Here is a 23,941-nt window from a genome sequence, read left to right on the forward strand (position 1 = left end):
GGGGAGTGATCTCCGAGACCGAACGGCGCGGGATGCGCCTCGGACTGGGCACCACCCAGGTGCTGCTCATCGTGGCCCTGCTCTTGGAGGGCGCCGGGCCGATCTACTGGATCTTCAAGGGCGCGATCTCCTCCACCCAGGAGTCCCTGCGCAGCCCGCTGGCCCTGTGGCCGGCGGACGTTCGCTGGTCGAACCTGGCGGAGGCGTGGACGACCCTGGAGGTCGGCCACTACCTGACGAACACCGTCGTGCTCGTCGCCGGTTCCTGGTTCACCCAGCTGTTCGTCGCGACGACCGGCGCGTACGCGCTGTCGGTCCTGCGGCCCTCCTACGGCAAGTACGTCTACGGCGCGGTCCTGGCGACGCTGTTCCTGCCCGGCACGGTCTCGATGGTCTCGCTTTATCTGACCGTCCTGGACCTGTCCATCGCCAACACCCCGCTGGCGGTGTGGCTGCCCGCCGGGGCGCACGCCTTCAACGTCCTGCTGGTCAAGCAGTTCTTCGACGGCATACCCAAGGAGCTGTTCGAGGCGGCGCGCCTCGACGGCGCCGGGCCGTGGCGGATCTTCACCCGGGTGGTGCTGCCGATGTCGCGGCCGATCTTGGCCGTGGTATCACTGCTGGCTGTCATGAACGCGTGGAAGGACTTCCTCTGGCCCATGATCGCCATCACCGACACCGAGAGCCAGCCGCTGGCGGTGGCCCTGCCCCGGCTGGCCGACACCTCCGACCAGGCCCTGCTCATCGCCGGGATGCTGATCGCGATCATCCCGCCGGTCCTGGTGTTCCTGCTGTTCCAGCGGCAGATCATCCGGGGCATCGCCTTCACGGGGTTGAAGGGATGAGGGTCCTGGTCACCGGCGCGGCCGGCCGCCTCGGCTCCGCCGTACTGGCAGAGCTCGCCGCGCGCGACATCGCTGTGACCGCGCTCGTCGAGCGGGATCCCGGCCCACTGGCGGCGGAGCGGGTCGTCGTGGGCGACGCCCGCGACCCGGCCGCCGTCCGCGCGGCCCTCGACGGGGCCGACGCCGTCATTCACACGGCGGCGCTGGCCTCGCCCGAGGTGGCGGCGCCCGAGGTGGTGTTCGCGGCCAACACGCAGGCGACGTTCGTGGTGCTGAACGAGGCGGGGGAGCAGGGAGTACGGCGGGCGGTGATCGCCAGCAGCCTGTCGATCACCGGCCTGCCGTTCGCCAGGTCGCGCCCGAGCCCGCCGTATCTGCCGCTGGACGAGTGGGTGCCGTTGCTGATCGAGGATCCGTACGCGCTGTCCAAGCAGGTGGACGAGGCCACGGCGGCGATGATGCACCGGCGGCACGGTATGACCGTCGCCGCGCTGCGCTTCCCCTTCCTCGGCGACCAGGACAGGCTCGCCGCGCGCGCCGAGCGACTGGCCGGGGATCCCGCGGCCGGGGCCTCAGAGATGTGGAGCTATCTCGACCTGCGCGACGCCGCGCGGGCCTGCCTGCTCGGGCTGACGGCCCCGATGACCGGCGCGCCGGTCATCTTCGTCGCCGCGTCCGACACGCTCATGACGACGCCCACCGAGGAACTGCTCGCGGCACACCACCCCGGCGTGCCGTGCCGTACGGCGTTGCCCGGCAGGACGGTGGCCATCGATCTCGAACCGGCCAGACGGCTGCTCGGGTTCACCGCCTTGCATCCGTTTCCAGAGGAGCGACAATAATGATCATGCCGGAGACGCAGGCGCCGTGGCAGGCCAGGGACGGGCTGCGCATCACCGGTGTACGCACGATCGTCACCGCGCCGGGCGGGGTCCCGCTCGTCGTCGTGCGGATCGACACCTCAGAACCCGGCCTGTACGGCCTGGGCTGCGCCACCTTCACCCAGCGCTTCCACGCCGTGGTCGCCGCGATCGAGCAGCACATCGCGCCCATGGTCATCGGCCGGCACCCCGCCGACATCGAGGACATCGGCCGGATGCTGCACTACTCCTCGTACTGGCGAGGCGGGCCGGTGCACAACAACGCGCTGTCCGGCATCGACCAGGCGTTGTGGGACATCGCCGGCAAGCGTTTCGGGGTGCCGGTGTACGAGCTGCTGGGCGGGCGGGTCAGAGCGGCCGCCGCCGTCTACACCGGGGCTCGCGGTGGCGAGGTCGAGGAGTCGATCGAGCGGGCCGCCGCGCTCGCCGAGCAGGGCTACCGCTACGTACGGCTGCAGGCGGGCGGGCCGGGGCTCGGCACGTACGGCGGCGTCGGCACGCCCGGCGGATATCCGGGCAGCCCCCACCCCGACGGCTGGGATGTCGGCCACTACCTGCGGAGCACGCCGAAGCTGTTCGAGCGCGCCCGCGAGGTCCTCGGTGACGAGCTCGGCCTGCTGCACGACGCGCACAACCGGCTCACGCCGAAGGAGGCCGTCGTGCTCGCGCGGTCGCTGGAGCCGTACGGGCTGTTCTTCTTGGAGGACCCGCTCGCGCCCGAGCACTTCGACCGGCTGCCCGAGGTGCGGGCGGCGGCGCCGATGCCGATCGCCTCCGGCGAGCTGGTCTCCTCGGTGACCGACGCGGCGCGGCTCATCACCTCCGGTGGCGTCGACTACCTGCGCCTGCACGTCTCAGCCGTCGGCGGGCTGACGCCCGTGCGCAAGCTCGCCGCGCTGTGCGAGCTGACCGGCGTACGGACGGCCTGGCACGGGCCGCCGGACGTGTCGCCGGTGGGCGCGGCGGCCAACGTCACGCTCGATGTCACCAGCCCCGCGTTCGGGATCCAGGAGGCGCACGTCTACCCGGAGACCGTGCACGAGGTCTTCCCGGGCACGTTGCGGACGGTGAACGGCTACATCACCCCCTCCGACCGGCCCGGCTGGGGCATCGACCTCGATGAGGGCGCCGCCAGGCGATACCCGCCGGAGACACACCTGCACGAGCGGTGGGCCGCGCGGGTGCGCAGGCCCGACGGCGGGCTCGAAGCTCCGTGATCTACTACTTCTTGGGGGATATGCCATGAGACCCAGCGGTCGTCCTCGTCAGGCGGACATCGCTCGCCTGGCCGGCGTCTCACAGCCGACCGTGTCGCTGATCCTCGGCGGCGGCGCCGCCGCCATGGGCATCGCCGAGGAGACCCAGCGCAAGGTCATGGCGGCCGCCGAGCAGCTCGGGTACGTGCCCGACCCGATCGCCACCCGCCTGGCGGCCGGTCAGAACAACCTGCTCGGCCTCTACACCTTCACCTCGACCTTCCCCACGGAGATGTCGCACGCCTACTACCCGTTCCTGGTAGGTATCGAGGAGGAGTCGGCGGCGCAGGGCTACGACCTGCTGATGTTCATCGCCTCCAGCGTCACGGGCGAGCGCCCGCACGCCCAGGTGCTCAACCGGGTACGCCTGGCCGACGGCTGCCTGTTCCTGGGCAGGCACCTGCCCGTGCCGGAGATGGACCGCCTGCTGGCCACCGATCTGCCCGTCGTCTATATAGGGCGGCATGACGAGTTCGGCGACCGCCTGCCCTACGTCGGCGCCGACTACGTCTCCGCCGGCGCCGCCGTGGTGCGGCACCTGGCGGGGCTGGGGCATGGGCGCATCCTGTACGTACGCGAAGCCGACGAGGCGATCACCTCCGTCGACAGGGAGGCGGGCTTCAGACGCGGCATGGACGAATGCGGGCTGGCCGCCGAGGTGGTCCGCACCGGCGGCGCCGACCTGACGCCCGATCGGCTGCGGGCCTGGCGTGACCAGGGCATAACCGCGCTGGTCACCGAGGCCACCGACACCGACGCCGCCCACCGCGCCCTCCTGGTGGCCGCCGAGGGCGCGGGTCTCCGCTTCCCCGACGACCTCTCCCTGGCCACGCTCGGCGACCCCGCTGACCGCCCGGCGGGTCTGACCGGCTTCGCCGTACCCCGTCGCGAGATGGGGGCCGCGGCCGTCCGGCTGCTCACGAAACTCATCGCGGGAGACCGTACGGTCCCCAGACACCAGCTCATGACCTGCGAGCTGGAGCCGGGCGAGACCGCGGCACCTCCCCGCTAGCCCTCTCGAAAGGCAGCACCCATGACCGACATTCTCATCGTCGGCGGTGGGCTCGGCGGCGTCGCCGCGGCCCTGGCCGCCTGCCGCGCGGGCCACGACGTCGTCCTCACCGAGGAGACGGACTGGATCGGCGGCCAGCTCACCGCGCAGGCCGTACCCCCTGACGAGCACCCGTGGATCGAGAGTTACGGAGCCACCGCCACCTATCGTGAGGTGCGCGGCTCCATCCGCGACTACTACCGGCGCTGGTACCCCATGACCGGCGGCGCACAGCGCTGGCGCGAACTGAACCCCGGCGCCGGATATGTCAGCAAGTTGTGCCACGAACCACGCGTCTCCCTGGCAGTCCTGCAGGCCATGCTGGCTCCCCATGTGGCCGCCGGGCGCCTGCGCGTCCTCCTCGAACACCGCCCCGTCGAGGTCGAGGTGGACCGTGACCGCGTCAGCGCCGTCACGCTGCTGGACCTCCGCTCCGGCGACTCGCGCACCATCACCGCCGCCTATGTCCTCGACGCGACGGAGACCGGCGAGTTGCTGCCGCTGGCGAAGACGGAGTACGTCACGGGCGCGGAGGCCCACGACGAGTACGACGAGCCGCACGCGCCGGAGGAGTACCAGCCGCTGAACATGCAGGGCATCACCTACTGCTTCGCCGTCTCCCATCACGACGGCGAGAACCATGTCATCGACCGGCCCGCGGACTACGGATTCTGGCGCGATTACCGGCCCGACTTCTGGCCCGGACCGCTGCTCGGCTTCAGCGCGCCGGACCCGCGCACCCTGGAGGCCGAAGCCCGCTGGTTCGACCCCAACCCGACCGGTGACCCCCGCGCGGTGCTGGCCGACCAGAGTGCCCAATCAGGGGACAAGGACCTGTGGATGTTCCGCAGGATCCTCGCTCGGGACCTGTTCGAGCCCGGCTTCGCCGCCTCCGATATCACGTTGGTCAACTGGCCGCTGAACGACTACTGGCTGCGCCCGATCATCGAGGTCGACGCCGACACGGCGGCGCTGGCGCACAAGGAGGCCAAGCAGTTGTCGTTGTCGGTGCTGTACTGGCTCCAGACCGAAGCGCCCCGCCCTGACGGCGGCACCGGCTTCCCGGGGCTCCGGCTCCGCCACGACGTGGTCGGCACCGCAGACGGGCTGGCGAAGTCCGCATATGTCAGGGAATCGCGGCGCATTCGCGCGGTCACCACCGTCACCGAACACCACGTCTCCAGGGCCATCCTCGGCGACCGGGGCACGGCGCGGCACCATGACTCCGTCGGAGTCGGCGCGTACCGCATCGACCTGCACCCGTCGACCGGCGGGGACAACTACATCGACATCGCCAGCGTGCCCTTCGAGATCCCACTCGGCGCGTTGCTGCCGGTCAGGATGCGCAACCTGCTGCCCGCGGGCAAGAACATCGGCACCACGCACATCTCCAACGGGTGTTTCCGCCTGCATCCGGTGGAGTGGAACGTGGGTGAGGCCGCGGGCCAGTTGGCCGCGTACTGCCTGCGCCGGGGGGTGGAGCCGCAGGAGGTCAGGGAGAAGGAGACCCTGCTGGAAGAGTTCACCGGGGAGCTGGACAAGATTGGGGTCGAGCGCCACTGGCCGGCACCGGCGGGCTACTGACCCTGTTTTTGTCGGAGCGGTGGCTCACACTCGCCATGGACACCACCCATCGAGGAGGGGAACCCATGGCGAGGGGATCCAGACGGGGAAAGTCACGGAGAAGAAGACAGGACATATGGGTCCTGGGAGTCGCGGGTGTGGCCATCGCCGGGGCGGTCGTGGTCTCGTTCGTCCGCGACCATCCGGTCTGGGCGGCGGCGATCGTCTGCCTGGTCCTGGCGGTGCTCGGCGGCGGGCTGCTCCTGCGCTACCAGGCCATCGAGGCGCGCAGACGGCAGTTCCTGGCGGCCAACGTCGAGTTGGCGAAGATCGACCGGATGTCCGGATCGCAGTTCGAGCATCTGGTCGCCCAGCGGATGATCGCCGATGGCTTCCGGCAGGTCCGCGAACGCGGCCGTAGTGGCGACGGTGGGGTGGACATCACCGCCGTCGCTCCCGGACACGGGCAGTACGCCATCCAGTGCAAGCGCTACAGCAAGACCGTCGGCGCGCCCGAGGTCCGCAACTTCCTGGGCGCGCTCGCCAACACCTTCGCCGGGCACATCGGCGTCCTGGTCACCTCGGGGCAGCTGACCCGTCAGGCCCGGCTGGAGGCGCTCGGTGCCCGGCAGCCGCTGATCCTGGTCGAACGCGATCGGCTGGCGGACTGGCTGCTGGGCACGGTCTCACTCCTGCCCGCACGGCCGAAGGGGGTCCTGATCGAAGGGGAGGAGCCTGCGGGCTGAAACCGCAGGTCAAACTGTGCTTCCCGGCCGGCGTGTGCTCGGCGCGGATGGTCCTCTATGCGGCTTCTGGATGTTCTCTGTATGGCTCATCCGCACTCTTGATCTCCAGCAAGAGCGCTTGGAACGACCCCATAGACCCATGCGCGGCTCCGGCACGCGTTGAAAGGATTGGTATGAGACCCAAAGCTGTGCTCACGGCGGGGTTCGCCCTGTTCATCTGTCTCGCATCGGGCCAGGGCGCGTTAGCGAGCACGACGGGGGCCGAGGCCACTCCGACGCCGTCCGCTACGCCGACCGCCACCGCCACCCCCACGCCGACCTCTGGGACGGACAACAACGACCCCCCGAACCAGGTGGAGGGGCCGCAGGTGTCGACCCTGGCCGCCCCGCGCTTCCAGCTCCCCTTCCCCTGCGGCCAGAAGTGGACCGGCAACTCCAGCGGCAGCAGCGCGCACCGGTCGTATGAGATCGACTTCAACCGGGGCAGCACGGCGAACGCCGACCTCGGCGACACTGTGGTCGCCGCCGCGGCGGGCACCGTGGTCATCTCGGCCCACCAGGGCTCGACCAACGGCTACGGCAACCTGGTCAAGATCGACCACGGGGGTGGCTATACGACCTTCTACGCGCACCTGAACTCGCGCGCCGTCGCCGCCGGCGCCAAGGTCACCCAGGGTCAGAAGATCGGCGCGGTCGGCAACACCAGCAAGCCGGGCAACGGCATCTCGCCGCACCTGCACTTCGAGGTGCGCAAGGGCAGCAGCTACCCGTCGAACATCCAGAAGGCCGTCTTCAACGGGGTCACGTTCGGCTACCCGAACCAGACCCTCACCTCCAAGAACTGCGGAGGCGGCGGCAACCCCAACACTGCCGAGTCGGTGTGCGGCAGCGGTTACAAGGTGATCGACTCGGCTGCCCTGGGCACGGCGGGCAAGGTCTACCTGCTGTTCAACTCGGCCAACGGCAAGAACTGCGTGGCCACCATCAAGTCGACCTCCCTCGGCAAGGCCACCGCCACCAGCGCCTATCTGGAGGTGAAGGGCAAGACGCGGGCCACCGACACGGGCAATTTCACCTACTACGCGGGCCCGGTAGTCGCCAGCGCGGCGGACAAGTGCGTCAAGTGGGGCGGCAAGGCCGGTGCGTCCACCTACAACAGCCCCTTCGAACACTGCACCTGACGTGCACCGCACCTGACGTTTGAGCCATGAGCGCCGCCGCCCTTTCATGGGTGGCGGCGCTTTTTCTGGCGCCTGGGCTGATGCAACTATGGTGCGTTATTCGCCGTACTTCTTCGCATAGAGGGTTATCAGCGTGGAGGTGCTGACCCGGCTGCCGCCGGCAGGGGATTGCCGGGTGACGACCCAGTTGCGGTCGTACACCTGGAAACGGTTCTGGCCAGTGACGTCCTTGTCGTTGAGGATGTAGAAGCCCGCTGCTTGCAACCTGTCTTGGCCTGCTTGGAGGTTCATGCCGACGACATTCGGCAGCTTCTTCTTCGACGCCTTCGCCTCTGTGGTCGGGCTGGGCTTTTTCGCTTTGGTGGCCTTGGTTGCGGTGGCGGTGGGTGCTTGATCTGACCCGGCGACCGTCTTGCCCGGTGCGGGCAAGTTGATGGGCCCGCACGCGGTGAGGCAAATGATGACGAAGAGGGCGGGGAGTGCTGGGCGAAGTTGCCGCATCGGTGTGTCCTCAGATCGCGAAGAAACGGAACGCACCGTTAGACGATCAAGCGTGAGAGATGGTTTCGGCAATCGGCCCGCTACGTGCAGGCCATAAGGCGCCTAGCCGCTAAGGGCTTTCGACCACAAAACTAAGTGGTGGTCTATTCGAACTCCAAGAAGCTGGCTGTCTCAGGATTCGTTGTCATCGCGGCGTACGACGACGGATCCCCTGCCGGGCTTGGTGATGATCAGCTGACGTTCGCGAAGGATGGCGAACGCTTTGCGGATGGTGTCACGGCCGACGGCGAAGTAGCCCTGGAGTTGTACCTCGGACAGCACAGTACGTGGCGGGTAGTCGCCGGCTTGGATGCGCTCTCCAACCCAGTCGGCTATCTGCTCGTATCGGTAGAACTCGGGGTTCCAGTCGTCGGAAGTCCAGGGCGTGTCAGGCAACATCACAGGCGGACCCTAGACCGTCACCTACTTACATACATAGACCAAACAGTACAGGTCGCGCCCAGGCTAGTCCTAGACAGGTGGGTATAGGTGAGCCTAAGGTTGTGCCACAACGGAGGCAGGCGAAAGGAGTTCAGGCGATGGAGCTGTATGGCGGTTATCTCGGGGAGGTGTCGTTCGGCGGGATGCGCGGTGGCGATCAGGGCGAGGAGGAGGGCGAGAGTTGTGTTCTGATCGTCTCGATTCCTGACATAGGGGACGCCGGAGCTCTGCATGGCTCGAACGTCTCGGCCAGTACGGGAGCGCCTGAGTAAGTCCACCATATCCGCCGTACGGAGAGGTCGTCGGAGGGCATCCGTCTCAGTGAGAGTCCTTGGCTTCGGGTCGCCGACGCGAAGCGGCTGTGGGAACGGCTCCTTCAGGGGCACGTCCAGTAGTGCTGGTGGCCCTATGTAAGCGAGCATTCCAACTTCGGAGTCTTCCCCGGAGTTCTTAAGAGCATGGACCGTTTTGAGGGGTTCCAGGAGTTCGTGCGTGCCCGTCAGCAATCGCTGATGCGGACGGCGTACCTGCTCACTGGAGACACCCATCTCGCCGAGGATCTGTTGCAGACGGTCCTCACCCGTGTCGCCTCACACTGGCCCAAGCTCACCAAGGGCGGTAATCCCGAGGCGTACGCCCGTAAGGCCCTGGTCAACCAGAACATCTCCTGGCGCAGACGCAAGCGGGTCGAGCTGCCGGGAAGCGAGTTGCCGGAGGTCGGCCAGTCGCACGACGAGGCGACCGTGCGGCGGCTCGCCTTGCTTCAGGCGCTCGCCCAGCTCACCCCGAAACAGCGGACGGTGATCGTGCTGCGTTACTACGAAGATCGCACCGAACACGAGACCGCCCAGCTCATGGGCGTCTCGCTGGGCACGGTCAAGAGTCAGACGCATTACGCGCTGTCGAAGCTGCGCGCGCTCACCCCGCAGGAGGCGGACAGATGAACACGCTCCGTGATGATCTGCACGAGCTGGCCGCCCATGTTCCCGACGTCGACCTGGCCGACCTGGCGATCAGGGGAGCGCGCCGCCGCAGCCGTGTGGTCCGCCTGTCGCTGGCCGCCGCAGCCGCGGTGGTCGTCGGGATCGCCGGCGGCTCCGTCATACTGCTCCAGCAAGAGGTACGGCGGGTGCCGCCGGTCGTACTCACACCACCGGAGACCAAGGCGCTCCCGCTGCCCGAGAAGGGGGTCGCGCCGGTACAGCAGGCTTATCGGCCGTCCTGCGCAGAAGGGTGCAAGCAGGACGGGTGGCGCATCGTCACCCAAAGCGGCGAAATCTACCAGCTACCCGCCGGACCGGGGCCGGTGACGGCCACGGCTGACGGTCGCCGGATCGCCTACTACAGCGTGCAGAGCCGCGAAATCGTGGTGCGCGACCTGGCCAGTGGCCGGATCTGGAAGTCACCGCTGAAGCAGCCGAAGGAGGACTTCGCCGACGAGTACGCCCTTCGGATGTCACCCAACGGGTTGCGTTTCATCGTCTCCGGTTGGGGTGGCCGGCGTCAGCCGAAAATGCTCGTGGACGTCGAGCAGGGGACAGTGGAGGAACTGGACAAGGGCTGGTGGCCGGTGAGCGTGGCAGATGGTGACGGCCCGGTGGTGCTGGCCAAGCCGTACGACAACACCACCCAGGTCTGGGTGCGTGGCCATAAGCCGGTCACCATCCCCGACTTCACCTACGCTTTCAGCGCCTTGAACCCCGATGGCCGCACGCTCGTTCGAGTGGGGCAGGTCCTGCGCCGTACGGCGCCCATGGTGCGGAGAGACGGAACGATCGTCATCTTCGACGCCCTCACCGGGGCCACCCAGAAGCGGGTGGCGGTGTCCGGCCTTCCGGAGAACATGCTGCCGGACAAGCTGGGCGGTTGGTTGACGGCCGACGAGATCACGCTGATCGCCGTCGAGCAGTCGTCCACGAGCGGTGCGTCAGAGGTGGCCTACGCGGTGAATGTGCGGACGGGGAAGGCCCGTGAGCTCTTCCCGCTCCACGCGGAAGGTAAGTACGCCGTGCCCGGCGTGGTGGGTTGATCCGGCGCCTGCGGATCAGTCGCCGGTATTGCCTGGTCATCTGTATCGCTGGGGGATGACCAGGCCGGGGCGTTCATCGTCCCAGGCCATGGAACTCATCTTCCACTCGCCCGCCAACCGGACGAACTGAGTTGAGATGAGGCCTTCTACGGTGAACCGCGCCCCGTTCAAGACGCCCTCTTTCCGGTAGGTGCTGAAACGATGAGCCACGTTGCCGAATGTCTCCGTTGTCGCCGCCGACTCGGTTTCGCGGAAGGATGTGAGCTCGCCCGCCTCGAACAGCTTGCCGCGAGAAGTCGCGAATTGGGCGACGGTGAGGATTTCCGGGTCGCCGGGGCTGCTCCTGATCAGCCTGCCGTCCATGATGAAGAGATCGTGGATCGCGGCGTAGGACGGCCGGCCACCCTCGTCGAACGAGACCGCCTTGAAGAAGGATTCGATCAATTCTCTAAGCTCGTCCATGAACGAGACCCTTTCACTGGATCAGCAGCTAGTCACCAGGGGTTCGCGAGATCCTGGCCTCGGTGCGGCGGAAACTTCCCGAAATCACCTGATCGGGATGGGTTTGGGGTTCTAGAGTCTGTCCGTGGCTCATGAGGACGAGGCGACGGTGGTCTGGGTGACCGAGGCGGAGGCGAAGGCCAATGTGCAGGCCGTTTCCGCCAGCATGATGGGGTGTGCCTCATTGAGGCGCATTCTCCGATCTAATCCTCTGTGCCACCAACCACAACCATATATAGCCGCCGAGGCATACCAGTTGAAGCGGGATCAGAGCCGGCACCAGCCAGCGAGGAAAGTCGAAGAGGGCAATGCTAGCCATGGCCATCAGAAACACCGCTAGCAAGCAGGCGGCCTTGGCAATCAGTTGGCCCGCTCTGATTCCACCCCGGTGACGCTGCCATCGTGCATGCAGCAGCTTAGTGTTCAGCGCCAGCAAACCGAACGCCCCGACCGCGCAGGCCATGACGAACGCTGCCCAGTGAAGTACGCCCATCCATGCATTCCAGGTCATCCGCCGGGGCCTTCCTGAAGAACTGGTTGCGAGGGCGGAGTAGTTCCACCCAATTGGGCGTTCTGCCGAACTGTCACTGTAGATCAAGGACGCCACCCCCGCTTCACATCGGCGTGATAGGCCATAGAAAGCACCCCTTGAGGGCCTTTCGCTCCGTCCGCTCGACGTGGCCGTCATCGCGGCCGCTGAGCGCCGTCGAGTACTCCCGAAGCTCACCGTGATCGACGGTCCTTCTTCTTGAGCATGTAGTGCGGGTACTTCAGTCGTGGCTCTACCAGTGACACCACGACTTCGGCGTATGTATGGCGGCTCCCCCGGCGGAATTTTCGGGGTATCCGGGCCGGCCGAGGTCGATGAGGTGGCGCAGCTTCCGGCGACTGTCACTGGCGATGGTCAGGGTAGCGCGTAGGCAGTCCTGGAGCTCTCGACGGAAAGCCTTTGAACCGAGCGCTGGATCATCGCCGAACAGACGCTCGACCGCATGCCGTTGCCAGTCGACCGCCGACTGGGAGAGCACCCGGCGGTCGACCTAGGTGCCGGCCAGTGGAGCTCCTCCAGGGTGAAGAAAGAGCTGACGTCCCGGAGCCGGCGAGGCCAGGGTGTCCTTGGGCTGCTGAAGTCCAGCATGCGTGTCGCGACGTGCAGCGCGGGACATGACAAGATCGTCATGCTCGCGAACGTCGACCGTCGCGCCGTTCTCGGGCTCAAATTCGCTGCCATTGTGCCGGAACGGCGGCACTGGACATGCGGGTAGGCGGCCACGGAACGCGAGCATCCCGTGGCCGCCGAAGCCGAAGAGGTTACTTCAGGCCGTACGCGCGGTCGACGGTCTGGGTGACCGTGCCGCCAGTCTTGTCTTCAGCGTTCACCCGCAGTGATACGAAGCCGCTGGTGGCGGCCAGTGCTGGGTGGAGGATGCGCACTCGGAAACGGCCGTCGCCGAGCTTGCGCACGTTCTCGGCCTGGCGCCAGGTGGTGCCGTCGTCGACGGAGTACTCCACCCGGGCCGAGCGTGCCTCCGAAGCCGAACGCGCCGCCGGGCGGGCGGTCAGCTCGAAGGTGAAAGGCCGCCCGGAAGAGGCCCGGTTGAGCAGGTCCACCGGCAGGTCGTACCTGAGCACCAGAGCAGGCTGGAACGCGCAGGCGGGACCGAAGCTGCACGTATGGTCGCGCGGCTTGCCGGACGGCGCTCCCGTCGAGGTGAACCGCCAGCCGGAGGTCACCTTGGGGGACAAGGTCCGGTAGGTGGTGTCCACCGTGTCCAGCCGGTACGCCGACGGTCCAGCGGGCACGGTGAACGAGCGGGGGCCCCAGCCTTGCACCGGGATCTCGGTGCCGCCCGCCACGAGACGGGGAGCGGAGGAGACCGTGCTCAGGTCGCTGTAGTGGCGCGGGTCCGAGTCCAGCCACTGCTCGGCGGGTACGAACCGGTCTCCGTCCCGGCACAGCGCGCAGGGCGCCAGCCCGGCGGCGGCGCCGGGCACCAGCGGGGCCTTGAACCAGTCCTCGTCCGTACCGGCCGCCCGCCCGAACGTGTCCTGCGAGCGCAGCTCCAAGCCCTGGTTGCCGACCGCGCGTGACCAGCGCACGTCATCGCGGGCCGGGCCGTAGTACTCGGTACGTTCGAACGGCATCGTCACCCACTGCCCGAACGACAGCTCGGTGCCACCGGCCGACGTCGTCACCAGCAGGTGTCCCTGGGCGTTCGGCTGGTCGGCGTGGTAGCGGGTCTCGACGCGGGCCAGGCGGTCCCGGTCCAGCTTCTCCGGCTTGCGGGGGATCTTCCCCTTCGAGTCGTACCGTAGCCGGTAGAAAGAGGGCTCCCCGGAGTACGGCGTGAGCCGCAGCGAGGTAGCGCCACGCTGGACGACGGCCCGCAGCGCGCGACCCTGCGCCGCGTCCAGCCCGAACCGCAGGAACCTGGTGTCGGCGAAGCCCGGCAGCCGTGTCCCGGCACCGTCGGCGTCGTAGAAGCCGATGAAACCGGCGGCGCCGCCCTGCTTGGCCAGCGCGGACGCCTCGTCCATCCGCGGGGTCGCGTCGCTGTACGGCGTCGGGCCGGTGCCCAGTGGCACGCCCACCAGGGCCAGCTTGCCGGTGAGGTCCAGGCCCTCGAAGTCCGCTGGCCTGCCCTGACCGGCGAAGACCAGGGGATAGGCGGTGGGCTTGGTGATGAGCGAGCGGACCGTGTCGACCTCGTAGGACGGGTCGAGGGTGAGCGGGCCGGCGGTGGCGGCGGCCAGCACGCCGGGCTCCATCTGCCACATGTGCGACAGGCTCATCGTGCCCGCCTTGACCGACGTCACCGGCGTGGCGTACAGGTCCACGTGCCTGCCGTTCTCCGTGCTCGCCGTGATCGTGACGGGGGAGGGGCGGTCGGTGAAGGTCCGGACGTACTGGACCTTGCCTTCGGCGTCCATGGCGGTGCGTGAGGTCGGCTTGAGGGGGGCGGTGTCGCGGGCGTCCAGGTCGAGGGTCTGGTCGTCCTTCAGGGTCACATCGCGGATGACCAGGGAGGTGCGGGTCCTCATGTAGGTCTCGTTCGCGACGGCGATCACCTCGTAGTCACCGTCCGGGAGGTACTGCTCGCCGTTCCCGGTCAGGTCGAGGCGGCCGTAGTAGTACGCGTACGGATGGAAGGGGTCATCCGGGCTGTTACTCCGCCGCAGCGGGATGATGTAGACCAGCGGCCCGAGGCGCCCGCCCTGGCCGGGACGGGAGGAGAACTCCTTGGCGCCGTACGAGTTGGTCAGGGAGATCTTCAGCAGGTGCGTGTCCGGGCCGGTGTAGTAGCTGAAGGGCGTGGCCAGCCGGGCGTCGCCCGCCGTCGCGGTGACCCAGCCGCCGTAGGCGCCCTCGGGGCCGAGGGCCGGGTTCACGGTGAGGTCGACGGTGGCGGTGCCGTTCGCGGGGACGGTGACGGTCTCCGCGCCCAGGCGGATCGCGCCCGCCGGGGTGGGGCCGCCGCTCCAGGCACGGGTGTCGGCCTTCAGCGCGAGCGTGACGGGCGCGGCACCGGTGTTGAGGTACGTGACCTTCTTGGTGACGCTGCCCTTGCCCCGTTCGAGGCGGAGGAAGTCGACGACCGGGTCGGCGAAGACGCTCTGGGTGACCGCGCGCCCGAGGTCCAGCCGCCCGCCGCCTTCCTCGAACCAGTTGTGCTCCGCGTTGCGCGCCGAGGTGGAGACGAGGGCGGCGCTCAGCTCGTCGGCGTCCCAGTCGGGATGCTGCTGGGCCAGCACCGCCGCGGCGCCCGCGACGTGCGGCGTGGCCATCGAGGTGCCGCTGAAGGAGGTGTAGCGGTCGTTGCCGGGGATGGACGGCTGGCCGGAGGTGCCGGAGCGGGCGGCGACGATGTTGACGCCGGGGGCCACGATGTTCGGCTTGACCGCGGCGTCATCGAGGCGGGGCCCGATGCTGGAGAAGGGGGCCAGGGTCGTACCGGTGACCTTGTCCACCGCGCCGACCGCGAGCGCCTTGTCGGCGGCGGCGGGGACGCTCACCGTCTGAGGCTCGCCCTCGTTGCCCGCGGCGGCGACGAACAGCGTGCCGTACTTCTTCGTCAGCTCGTTGACCGCCTGGCTCGTCGGGTCCGTGCCGTCTCCGCAGCACACGCCGAGGCTCATGTTCACCACGTCGGCGCCCTGGGCCGAGGCCCATTCCATGCCCGCGATCAGCCAGGACAGCTCGCCGTAGCCGTCGTCGTCGAGCACCTTGCCGACGAGCAGCGACGCGGCGGGCGCGACTCCCCGGTACTTGCCGTCGGAGGCCGCGCCGGAGCCGGCGATGGTGGAGGCGACGTGGGTGCCGTGGCCGACCACGTCGGTGGTGTCCGGAGTGGTGGAGAAGTTCTCCGTGGCGAGGATGCGGCCGGCGAAGTCGGGGTGTTCGGCGTCGATGCCGGTGTCCAGGACCGCGACCTTGGTGCCGGTGCCGTCGAAGCCCTTCTGCCACGCGGTGGGGGCGCCGATGAGCGGGACGCTCTGGTCGAGGGACGCCTTGACGCGGCGGTCGAGCCAGATCTTGGAGATGCCGCTCTTGAGCGTGGCTCCTGGCCGGAGTGCCGACCACAGCTTGCCGGACTCGGTGGTCCGCACCGTCATGGCCGCGCCGTGGATGATGTCGAGCGTCCGGGTGCGCTCGGTGCCGGGCAGGGCTTCGGCGGCCTTCGCGCCGGGGTTGCCGCTGTACGTGATGATCAGCGGGATCGCCTTGGCGCGGTTCTCCCGTACGAGTGTCTCGACGTCGAACAGCTCCTCGTCGAGGGTGCCCGCGGCCACCAGGTCGGCGGCGTCGGACGGCATGACCAGGGTGCCTCCGTCGCGGTGGGGCAGCGTGGCGAACGTCACCGTCGAGCCATCGGGCCGGGGCGCTGCCCGGGTGGCTAATTTCGGTGGCTCGCCGTTCTCGCCCGGCGTGAAGTCGACGACGTCGCCGGTGATGAGGGTGACGGTGCTGGGCTTGGTTGGTTTTGCGGGGTTGGTCGTGGTGGGCGGGGTCGCCGAGCTGGGTGTGGCGATGGTGCAGAGCACGAGTGCCATACCGGTGAACACCGCGGCGATGCGGTTGTGGAACAAAGGAGAGATCCTCCTGTTTTCGGCCTATGGGAGCGCTCCCAAATGGCGCGCCTTCCTTGGTGATCTTTATATCGCGCGCCGCTGCCGCCGAGCCGCCGGGCTCCCGGGCCTCTGCACGAAGCCGCCGAGCTAGCTCCCGGGCCTCTTCACGAAGCCGCCGAGCTAGCTCCCGGGCCTCTTCACGAAGCCGCCGAGCTAGCTCCTGGGCTCTTCGCGAAGCCGCCGCCCCGCCGGTGGAGGCGGGGCGGCGGTTCGTTCCGCCCGCAGGAAGGCGGAAGGGGGAAGGTTCGCTCAGGCGACCGAGATCTTGTCCAGGTTCGGGCCGCCGCCGGCCGTGGTCGAGGTCGCCCGGATCACGTTGGCACCCGCGTTGAGCGGGACGGTCACCGTCGCGGTACTCCAGGTCGTCCACACCCCGGTGGTGGGGAAGGCCAGCTCGTCGGAGGTCAGGACGCCGTTGACCGTGATGTCCATCGGCCGGTTGGACGTGGTGCCGTTCGCGTAGCGCAGGACCACCGTGGCGTTGCCCGCCTGGGCGGCCGTCACCGCGAACTCGACGTAGCTGCCGACCAGGTTGTCATAGTTCACGAACCCGGTGCCGGTGAAGCCCGCGTGGTTGGACTCGACCACGCCCTGGGAGATCGTCGCGTTCTCCGCCTGGTACTCCGTGGGCGCGGGCCCGGCCACCTCGGTGTCGAGGTAGTCGAGGTTCGGGCCGCCGCCGGCCGTGGTGGAGGCGGCGCGTACGGCGTTCGCGCCCGCGTTGAACGGCGCGGTCACCGTCACGGACTGCCAGGTGGTCCAGGCCCCGGTCGGCGGGAACGGGAACTCGTCGGCGACCAGCACGCCGTTGACCGTGATGTCCATCGGCCGGTTGGACGTGGTGCCGTTCGCGTAGCGGAAGGTCAGCGTGGTGTTGCCCGCCTGCGTCGCCGGCGCGCTCCACTCCACGTAGCTGCCGACCAGGTTGTCGCCGTTGACGAAGCCGGTGCCGCTGAAGCCCGCGTGGTTGGACTCCACGACGCCCTGGGAGATCGTGGCGTCCTCCGCCTCCAGGAACTCGGTGCCGGGGTTGCCCGGCGTACAGGTGTCGGAAGAGCCGGTGGCGCTGACCCGCAGGGCTCCGCCGGCGGTGTTCTGGCTGTTCTGGACGCAGTAGCCGGTGATCGTCTGGAAGACCATGTCGTTCGGGCTGTTGCTGCCCCGCTCGGCCGTGAACCGGTCGAACGACACCGTGCTGCCCGTGTTCGCGATCACCGCGGGCCGGCAGTCGTTGGAGTTGAACTGGACCGAGCTGTCGACGAACTTGATGTCGTGCGCGTTGTGGATGTACCACCCGTACGCCGGCCGGGTGCCGATGCTGTTCGGGTTGTAGTTGGTCGCGTCGTTGCTCGGCACGCCGGTGCCCATGCAGCCGTTGCCGCCGGGGACGGTCAGGTCGACGTTGGTGAACGTGACGTTGCGGATCCGGTTGCTGGTGTTCGACTCGCCCCACAGGGTGGCGGTGAAGTTGTTGCCGCTCTGGCCGGAGGAGGTGACGTTCTCGTAGGTGATGTTCTCGATGCGGCCGACGCCGGGGCTGCCGCCGCATCGTCTGCGGGTGCCGATCTTCTCGGTGATCGCCGCCCGTACGTTGGTCATCGTGATGTCCTTGTAGTGCACGTCGGAGATGACCGTGCCGTCCATCGACACCATGCCGAGCCCTGACTTGTTCGAGCCGTTGATGGAGATGCGCTCGAAGTGGTAGCCGGTGAAGTTGCCGCAGGTCTCCGAGCCGAACATCAGCGCGTTGCAGCACACCGCCGACAGCTGGGCGTCGGTGACGGTGACGTTCCCGTTCGCATAGGTCTGGCCGAGTGCCCAGTCGCTCTTGAAGACGAGGGCGTCGTCGTTGGCCGCGATGTTCGGGCGGCGGATCGTGACGTTCTGGGCGCTGATGACGTTCCAGCCGTCACGGTCGCTGGCGGTGTCGATCCGCAGGTCGTCCGAGGTGATGTTGTTGCAGGCGTTGGTGAGCATCGCGAAGTGGCCGCCGCGCCGCAGGCGGATGCCGCTGACCGTCAGCCCGTCGCACCGGGTGAGCGAGATGATCTTGTCCGCCTCGCCTGAGTCGGGGTTGCCGGTGATGAGGTTGCCGCCGCCGTCGATGGTGCCCGTCCCGACGAACCCGATGTTGGTGAGGCGGTCGCCATAGATCATCGCGTTGTGGAAGTGGCTGTGCCCGTAGTCCTGGTAGTTGTCGTTCGGGTTCGACTCCGGCGCGTCGTAGTCGTCGTTGGAGGCGCCCATGATGGTGGAGCCGGCGTCGAGCTGGAGGGTGACGTTGCTCTTCATGTGGATGGTGTTGGCGGACTTGTAGGTGCCCGACGGGAACTGTACGGTCCCGCCGCCGGCGCTGTTGGCCGCCGTGATGGCCGAGTTGATGGCGGAGGTGTCGTTCGTGGAGCCGTTGCCGGTGGCTCCGTAGTCCTTGACGTTGAACACCGCCAGCGCCCCCGCGGGCTGAGCGGGGATGACGATCGAGAACATCGCCAGAACGACGGCGGCAACCCATGCGGCTGCTCTTGGTAAGGCGGATTCGCTCATGGGGGTGTGTGCTCCTGCCTGACAGTCGGTTGCAGACCTGACGCTCAAGCTAGGCTCAAAGGTCGGATGTGACAAGGGATAGGATTTGGAAACATCCAGATCGAGGGATTATCGGACATGAAACATCGGGTCTCTAAGCGCCGAAATCACTGCAACCGGTTCCGGTGTTCTGGCGTTTGCCTGCCCCTACTACTCTGAGGCCCATGATTCGCCGCGCCACTGTTGACGACGTCCCCGCGATGCTCCAGCTCGTGCATGAGCTGGCCACGTACGAGAAGGCCGCGCATGAGGTGCGGGCGACAGAGGAGCAGCTGCGCGAGGTGCTCTTCGGCGCTGAGCCCGCCGTGTTCGCGCATGTCGTCGAACACGACGGTGAGGTGGCCGGGTTCGCGGTGTGGTTCCTCAGCTTCTCGACCTGGCGGGGGACACACGGGATCTATCTGGAGGATCTGTACGTCCGTCCCGGGATGCGCGGGTCCGGCTACGGCAAGGCACTGCTGGCCGAGCTGGCCCGGATCTGCGCCGAACGCGGCTACCACCGGCTCGAATGGTCGGTACTCGACTGGAACGAACCGGCCATCGGGTTCTACCGCAAGCTGGGCGCCGTACCGCTCGACGAGTGGACGATGTTCAGACTGACCGACGAACCGCTCAAGCGCCTGGCCGAGCACCGCTAGCCCTCTCTGCCGCTCGGTTGTCTCTCGGCTCGGGGGCTGGCTTTCTCTCGGCATGAGACCGCAGGCCGCTTCGGTGAGAGGCGGCCTGCGGTCGTTTCGTGCCGTGTGTCCAGCTCGCGTTACGTGCCCGCGTGCGTCCGCTGGCGCACGCCGCCGGACGCGCGGTCGAACATCTCGACCTTCGCCTCCTCGTCGATCTCAGCGTGCGTCTCCTCGATGCGGAGCGCGACGCCCAGGCCGATGAACGTGGGCGCCCACTGGCCGACGAAGATCCCCCAGCGATCCGCCCGGGCGAGGCTGGCCTTCTCCAGGTTCCTCGACATCAACCAGGACGTGACGGACGCACCGATCGACGCGAAACCGGCCGCGTACATATGACTGGACCTGATGCCCATCTTGTGGAGCATTTTGATCATGATTCCCCCTTTGTTCTGGTCCTGTTACCCAAGGTCAGGAGGGGTAATCGCGCTCCTTCGGCGTCGGGCAGGCTTCACTCAGGTCTCGGTGAGACCAAGTAGCCGCGATCTGTCGGTGGCGGCTGCGATAGTGGGTCGTGCTTCACTCCTCTCTCCTCCTGCCCTGCCATGTCCGCGAGCTACCCGGCGACGCCATCGAGCTGATGCCCATCGTGCTGCCCATGACCTTGACCAGCTCTCAGCGCCGCCAACTCGCCGAAATCCTGCTGGCCGGGCTCGACGAGCCCGACGCGTCCCCCGCCGTCCTCCCCACCCGCCGCGGTCACTTCGTCCACGTGGCCACGTGACCTCCGTCCCGATGCTTTTGTCCTTCCTTTTACGGCACCGCCGGGCTGGCGCCACCCGCCGTACAGGGTCGGTGGCCTCCAGGGAGACGGCCTCTGACCCGCACGGGGCCCGGCGCCGTTACGGCGCATCGCCGGCCGTGGCCTTCCTGAAACGCTCGCTGTGACGGAGCGGACAGCGGCAACCGGCGTTGAGCGCACACCTCAGCCCGTAGCCGGATCCACCCGGCCGAGACCCGGTCGGCGGGTCCGCCGCGGTCGGAAGCCGCGGATGCAGCGGGAACGGCTGCGGATGCTGAACACCCGCCACGCTGCACCAGCCCCGGCAGCCCGGTGAGGGGCTGGCCGCTGGGATGCGTTGTACTGCCTGTTATGACGATCGTCCGTTCCCTGGTGTTGTTCGCCCTGGCCGCACTCGCCGAAATCGGCGGGGCCTGGCTGATCTGGCAAGGCGTCCGCGAGCAGCGCGGCCTGGCTTGGGTCGGCGCCGGCGTCATCGCCCTGGGGTTGTACGGGTTCGTCGCCACGCTGCAGCCGGATGCGAACTTCGGCCGCATCCTGGCCGCCTACGGCGGCGTCTTCGTCGCCGGATCGCTGGCCTGGGGCATGGTCGTCGACGGCTTCCGGCCCGATCGCTGGGATGTCATGGGCGCGCTGATCTGCCTGGCCGGCGTCCTGGTGATCATGTCCGCGCCGCGCGGCTGAGCCGCCTGGCGTTCTCAGAAATGAGCCATTTCTGAGAACACAAACAGCCACGACCGCTACACAGAGCTACCTTGCGTCCCGTCGCTCCGACCCGAGCGATGGGCCACCTACGCCGTACGTCACCAGGTGGTCTGCACGCTGCGGGCGTGCAGACCACTTCGCGTATTCGTGCAGACGACTTCGAATACCGACAGCCATGCCGCCGGGAAGCGGGTGCATGAGGCGTCGGTCCTCCCTCGACGGCCCGGCACGTGCCGGGAGATGACCGGATGTCGGGTGCGGGCGGTGTTGTCGGCACCTGGGACACCTGTCGCCACAGAGCGCTGCCGCCGTCCACGCGGGCCTCTTCGCAGCCTGCCGTCTGGTGAGCTCGCACATGGCGTCAGGTGGTGTCCTCCTTCTCGATGGACATCAGAGCGGTGATCATGTCGGCTAGGAAGGAGCACGTCAGCAGGATCTTGGCCCAGTTCGGGGGTGAGCGGCATCCCGGTAGCCGCGCGACTGGCCGAGATGAAGGCGAGCCCGGTGATCCAAGCGGGCAACGACCTCCCGGAGAGCAGGAAATCGAGGCTGCTGGAGACTCTCCTTCGCACGGCCACCCCGACCAGCAGGACCATCGCGAAGTAGACCAAGATCAGCGCGTAGTCGACAACACCGGCGCCGATTCTCGCCGAGATTCTCCGGCTTTCAAGGCGGTCTTGAGGACGTCGATGGCCTGGGCCATGGCGGCGCTGGTGGCCTCGGTGGCGCGGACGGGGTTGAGCATCATGAAGTCGTGCAGCGTGCCGTTGTAGCGGACGCTGGAGGTGGGCACCCCGGCCGCGATCAGCTTGCGGGCGTAGGCCTCGCCCTCGTCACGCAGCACGTCGTTCTCGTCGACGATGATGAACGCGGGCGGCAGGCCCTCGAGGTCGGCCAGGGAGGCGCGCAGCGGCGAGGCGGTGATCTCGGCGCGCTGGGCGGCGTCGGTGGTGTAAGCGTCCCAGAACCAGGCCATCGCCTTGGCCGTCAGGTACGGCCCGTCGGCGAACTCGCGGTAGCTGTCGGTGTCCTGGCCGGCGTCGGTGACCGGGTAGTACAGGGACTGGTGCACGAAATGCACGTCACCGCGCTGCTTGGCCAGGATGGTCAGCGCCGCGGTCATGTTGCCTCCGACCGAGTCGCCCGCGACGGCCAGCCAGGAGGGGTCCAGCCCCTCCTTGGCGCCGAACTTCACGATCCACCGTGCGGTGGCGTAAGCCTGCTCGAGGGCCACCGGGTAGCGGGCCTCGGGCGAGCGGTCGTACTCGACGAAGACGACGGCCGCGCTCGCGCCGACGGCGAGCTCGCGCACGAGCCGGTCGTGGGTGCCCGCGTTGCCGATGACCCAGCCGCCGCCGTGCACGTACAGGACGACGGGGAGCGTGCCCATCGCGCCGACCGGCTTGACGATCCGCACCCGCACGTTGCCGACCCCGGCGGGGACGACGATCCACTTTTCGTCCACGTCCGGCTTGGCGATCGGGGCGGCCTGCAGGTCGTCGAGGACCTTGCGGGCGCCCTCGGGGCCGAGCTCGTACAGGAACGGCGGCTTCGAGGTGGCCTGCGCCACCTCCCAGGCGGCGGGCTCGAGGATGTGCTTGTTCATGATGTGCCTTCTTTCGCTATGGATCAGCTACGTGCTTCGCGCGGCACGTAGGCGAAGGTGGGACCGGCGCCGCCGGGCAGCGCCATCAGCGCCTGCGCCTGGGCCCTGAGCGTGAACATGGTGCGGGTGGCGTCCGTGAGCCGGTTCGGGTCGCCGCTGAATGCCTGCTCCAGCAGGGACAACAGGGTGCTGTAGGTGGTGTCGAACAGATCCTGCGCCGCCCGTACGGCACTGCCCTGCGCGGCGGGCCGCGGGTTGGGTGTCATCGGGAGCACGCCGTCCGGATCGACGCCGACCTCCTCGCCGGTCGGGCCGGTGTTCGGGGTGTCGCCTCGCTGGTAACGGCGGCCGAGCTTGAGCTCCTGGAAGCGGTAGTAGTGGGCGACCTCGTCCCGCTCGGGGCGGAGGACGTCCTGGTCACCGTCCCAGACCTCGCTGCGGGCGTTGCCTTCCCCCTGCTCGACGATCTCCTTCAGCGCGCCGAGCGCGGACTCCAGATCCTCGACGGCGAACAGCGATCCGGCAGTGTGACGGAAGCGGGCGCCGCTCACCTGCCGGACCGGGTCGCCGCAGAAGACCGCCTTCTCGCCGAGCGTGTCGCACAAGTAGCGCACCCCCTGCTCGATCGCCGCGTAGAACTGCCCGATCGTCTCGTAGCCCTCGTCCTCCGGCGGCGCGCTAGGTGCCGCCGGCTGCTCCAGGCGCAGGAACATCTCCAGCGCCTCCGCGCCGAACGGCACCAGCGACACCTCCAGATCGCTGTGCGGCAGCTTGCGCGGGTGCGGCGGCAGCATCCCCGGCATGTCCAGGCGCGGCGTGCCGCCGACGGCGTTGAGCAGGTTCGCCGCCAGCGCCAGATGCAGCATCTCCTCCACGAAGACGCCGCTCACCACCTCCACCGCCGCCGGGTTACGCTCCGGATCCAGCGAGTACAGCGCCGTCAGGTACGGCGGCAGCGTCGCGTGCTCCAGCTCGATCGCCCACTGCAGGTGCTCACGGAGGCTGCCGAGCGTGTCGATCCGAACCGGTCGTTCGTGGTTCATTCGTGTCATACCTCGGGTTGTTGGCATGGCGGATCGGACCGCCGGCCGGTAGGCCGGCTGCCTGGTTCGATCCTGGGATCAGGCAGCGATGACGGCAGCCGGTGCCGTCACGCTGCGGGTACTTCGCCGGGGTTCAGGACGGGCGTGGCGCGCGGCGGTCCTTGCGCTGGGCCGGCTCGGCCTCTTCCACCAGCGTGAACATCGGCTTGCCCGACTCGCACAGCATGGTGACCGTGTTCTCGCCCTCGAGGACGACGCCGAAGGCGGGACCCGGGTGGCGATGCGGCGGTGCGCCCGGGTCTCCGGGCGGGTACTCGATGACCACGGTCATCGCGTGCGCGCCCTCGGGGATGAACGGAGGCTGTGCCTCCTGCAGCACGGTCAGCGCCGTCTGCCACGCGGTCGATCGCGGCTTGTCCAT

24 protein-coding genes are annotated in these 23,941 nt (G+C 68.3%); 14 read left to right on the top strand and 10 right to left on the bottom strand.

Going from position 1 to position 23,941, the window contains the following annotated elements; all coding sequences use genetic code 11:
- Positions 1 to 5: 5 nt before the first annotated feature.
- The 7 genes from ACIBO2_RS37035 (at position 6) to ACIBO2_RS37065 (ending at position 7,523) form a co-directional block, all read left to right on the top strand.
- Positions 6 to 845, top strand: coding sequence for a carbohydrate ABC transporter permease (locus ACIBO2_RS37035; protein WP_358545101.1), 840 nt, complete (start codon positions 6 to 8; stop codon positions 843 to 845).
- Positions 842 to 1,687, top strand: coding sequence for an NAD(P)-dependent oxidoreductase (locus ACIBO2_RS37040; RefSeq protein ID WP_358545103.1), 846 nt, complete (start codon positions 842 to 844; stop codon positions 1,685 to 1,687). Before ACIBO2_RS37035 ends, ACIBO2_RS37040 begins: the two co-directional genes overlap by 4 nt.
- Before the next feature lie 5 nt (positions 1,688 to 1,692).
- Positions 1,693 to 2,943 carry an enolase C-terminal domain-like protein gene (locus ACIBO2_RS37045; RefSeq protein WP_358545105.1) on the top strand — a complete coding sequence of 417 codons (1,251 nt, stop codon included), beginning with the start codon at positions 1,693 to 1,695 and terminating at the stop codon, positions 2,941 to 2,943.
- 25 nt (positions 2,944 to 2,968) lie between these two features.
- Positions 2,969 to 3,994: a LacI family DNA-binding transcriptional regulator gene (locus ACIBO2_RS37050; protein ID WP_358545107.1), complete on the top strand. Its 1,026-nt coding sequence runs from the start codon at positions 2,969 to 2,971 to the stop codon at positions 3,992 to 3,994.
- A 21-nt stretch (positions 3,995 to 4,015) separates the two neighbouring features.
- On the top strand, positions 4,016 to 5,617 hold the full coding sequence (locus tag ACIBO2_RS37055) for an FAD-dependent oxidoreductase (RefSeq protein WP_397303029.1): 1,602 nt from the start codon (positions 4,016 to 4,018) through the stop codon (positions 5,615 to 5,617).
- 137 nt (positions 5,618 to 5,754) lie between these two features.
- Positions 5,755 to 6,342 (top strand): restriction endonuclease, encoded by a 588-nt coding sequence (locus tag ACIBO2_RS37060; protein ID WP_397303032.1) that lies wholly within the window; start codon positions 5,755 to 5,757, stop codon positions 6,340 to 6,342.
- A gap of 173 nt (positions 6,343 to 6,515) precedes the next feature.
- Positions 6,516 to 7,523: a M23 family metallopeptidase gene (locus ACIBO2_RS37065; protein ID WP_358545112.1), complete on the top strand. Its 1,008-nt coding sequence runs from the start codon at positions 6,516 to 6,518 to the stop codon at positions 7,521 to 7,523.
- A 96-nt stretch (positions 7,524 to 7,619) separates the two neighbouring features.
- Here ACIBO2_RS37065 and ACIBO2_RS37070 read toward each other — a convergent pair whose 3' ends face one another.
- On the bottom strand, positions 7,620 to 8,024 hold the full coding sequence (locus ACIBO2_RS37070) for a PASTA domain-containing protein (RefSeq protein ID WP_358545114.1): 405 nt from the start codon (positions 8,022 to 8,024) through the stop codon (positions 7,620 to 7,622).
- A gap of 171 nt (positions 8,025 to 8,195) precedes the next feature.
- Complete coding sequence (locus tag ACIBO2_RS37075; RefSeq protein WP_357941471.1) at positions 8,196 to 8,462, bottom strand: winged helix-turn-helix domain-containing protein; 267 nt, start codon at positions 8,460 to 8,462, stop codon at positions 8,196 to 8,198.
- Positions 8,463 to 8,602: 140 nt separating this feature from the next.
- On the opposite strand from ACIBO2_RS37075, the gene ACIBO2_RS37080 reads away from it, so the two are divergent.
- From ACIBO2_RS37080 to ACIBO2_RS37090, 3 genes are all read left to right on the top strand, one after another.
- Entirely contained in the window at positions 8,603 to 8,776 is a 174-nt protein-coding gene (locus ACIBO2_RS37080) for a hypothetical protein (RefSeq protein WP_358545116.1), read from the top strand.
- A gap of 186 nt (positions 8,777 to 8,962) precedes the next feature.
- A complete protein-coding gene (locus ACIBO2_RS37085) occupies positions 8,963 to 9,448 on the top strand; it encodes a SigE family RNA polymerase sigma factor (RefSeq protein WP_358545118.1) in 486 nt (161 codons plus the stop codon).
- Complete coding sequence (locus ACIBO2_RS37090) at positions 9,445 to 10,533, top strand: hypothetical protein (RefSeq protein ID WP_358545120.1); 1,089 nt, start codon at positions 9,445 to 9,447, stop codon at positions 10,531 to 10,533. The genes ACIBO2_RS37085 and ACIBO2_RS37090 overlap by 4 nt, the downstream gene beginning before the upstream one ends.
- Positions 10,534 to 10,569: 36 nt before the next feature.
- Here ACIBO2_RS37090 and ACIBO2_RS37095 read toward each other — a convergent pair whose 3' ends face one another.
- The 4 genes from ACIBO2_RS37095 to ACIBO2_RS37110 all read right to left on the bottom strand — a co-directional run bounded on the left by ACIBO2_RS37095 (position 10,570) and on the right by ACIBO2_RS37110 (position 18,651).
- A complete protein-coding gene (locus tag ACIBO2_RS37095) occupies positions 10,570 to 10,995 on the bottom strand; it encodes a DUF4440 domain-containing protein (protein WP_397303037.1) in 426 nt (141 codons plus the stop codon).
- A 220-nt stretch (positions 10,996 to 11,215) separates the two neighbouring features.
- A complete protein-coding gene (locus ACIBO2_RS37100; protein ID WP_397303039.1) occupies positions 11,216 to 11,527 on the bottom strand; it encodes a hypothetical protein in 312 nt (103 codons plus the stop codon).
- Between the two features lie 818 nt (positions 11,528 to 12,345).
- The gene (locus tag ACIBO2_RS37105) at positions 12,346 to 16,122 is read right to left on the bottom strand and encodes a S8 family serine peptidase (protein WP_397303042.1); all 3,777 of its coding nucleotides are present in this window, start codon (positions 16,120 to 16,122) and stop codon (positions 12,346 to 12,348) included.
- A 291-nt stretch (positions 16,123 to 16,413) separates the two neighbouring features.
- Positions 16,414 to 18,651, bottom strand: a complete 2,238-nt coding sequence (locus tag ACIBO2_RS37110) for a glycosyl hydrolase family 28 protein (protein WP_358545129.1) — start codon at positions 18,649 to 18,651, stop codon at positions 16,414 to 16,416.
- 260 nt (positions 18,652 to 18,911) lie between these two features.
- Here ACIBO2_RS37110 and ACIBO2_RS37115 point away from each other — a divergent pair, with 260 nt between their 5' ends.
- Positions 18,912 to 19,385 (top strand): GNAT family N-acetyltransferase, encoded by a 474-nt coding sequence (locus tag ACIBO2_RS37115; RefSeq protein WP_358545130.1) that lies wholly within the window; start codon positions 18,912 to 18,914, stop codon positions 19,383 to 19,385.
- A 119-nt stretch (positions 19,386 to 19,504) separates the two neighbouring features.
- Here the strand turns inward: ACIBO2_RS37115 and ACIBO2_RS37120 are convergent, their stop codons facing one another.
- Positions 19,505 to 19,801: a hypothetical protein gene (locus tag ACIBO2_RS37120; protein WP_358545132.1), complete on the bottom strand. Its 297-nt coding sequence runs from the start codon at positions 19,799 to 19,801 to the stop codon at positions 19,505 to 19,507.
- 137 nt (positions 19,802 to 19,938) lie between these two features.
- Between ACIBO2_RS37120 and ACIBO2_RS37125 the strand changes: the two genes are divergently transcribed.
- From ACIBO2_RS37125 to ACIBO2_RS37135, 3 genes are all read left to right on the top strand, one after another.
- Entirely contained in the window at positions 19,939 to 20,148 is a 210-nt protein-coding gene (locus ACIBO2_RS37125) for a hypothetical protein (RefSeq protein WP_358545134.1), read from the top strand.
- A gap of 369 nt (positions 20,149 to 20,517) precedes the next feature.
- Positions 20,518 to 20,850 (top strand): YnfA family protein, encoded by a 333-nt coding sequence (locus ACIBO2_RS37130; protein ID WP_397303046.1) that lies wholly within the window; start codon positions 20,518 to 20,520, stop codon positions 20,848 to 20,850.
- Positions 20,851 to 21,324: 474 nt separating this feature from the next.
- Positions 21,325 to 21,477, top strand: coding sequence for a hypothetical protein (locus ACIBO2_RS37135; protein WP_358545137.1), 153 nt, complete (start codon positions 21,325 to 21,327; stop codon positions 21,475 to 21,477).
- Positions 21,478 to 21,484: 7 nt separating this feature from the next.
- Here the strand turns inward: ACIBO2_RS37135 and ACIBO2_RS37140 are convergent, their stop codons facing one another.
- The 3 genes from ACIBO2_RS37140 to ACIBO2_RS37150 all read right to left on the bottom strand — a co-directional run bounded on the left by ACIBO2_RS37140 (position 21,485) and on the right by ACIBO2_RS37150 (position 23,941).
- The gene (locus ACIBO2_RS37140) at positions 21,485 to 22,477 is read right to left on the bottom strand and encodes an alpha/beta hydrolase (RefSeq protein ID WP_397303050.1); all 993 of its coding nucleotides are present in this window, start codon (positions 22,475 to 22,477) and stop codon (positions 21,485 to 21,487) included.
- A gap of 23 nt (positions 22,478 to 22,500) precedes the next feature.
- A complete protein-coding gene (locus ACIBO2_RS37145; RefSeq protein ID WP_397303052.1) occupies positions 22,501 to 23,520 on the bottom strand; it encodes a ferritin-like protein in 1,020 nt (339 codons plus the stop codon).
- Positions 23,521 to 23,653: 133 nt separating this feature from the next.
- Positions 23,654 to 23,941 (bottom strand): cupin domain-containing protein, encoded by a 288-nt coding sequence (locus ACIBO2_RS37150; protein ID WP_358545142.1) that lies wholly within the window; start codon positions 23,939 to 23,941, stop codon positions 23,654 to 23,656.

Origin of the sequence: Nonomuraea sp. NPDC050022 (genome assembly GCF_044460705.1) — a bacterium.
Classification (GTDB): domain Bacteria; phylum Actinomycetota; class Actinomycetes; order Streptosporangiales; family Streptosporangiaceae; genus Nonomuraea.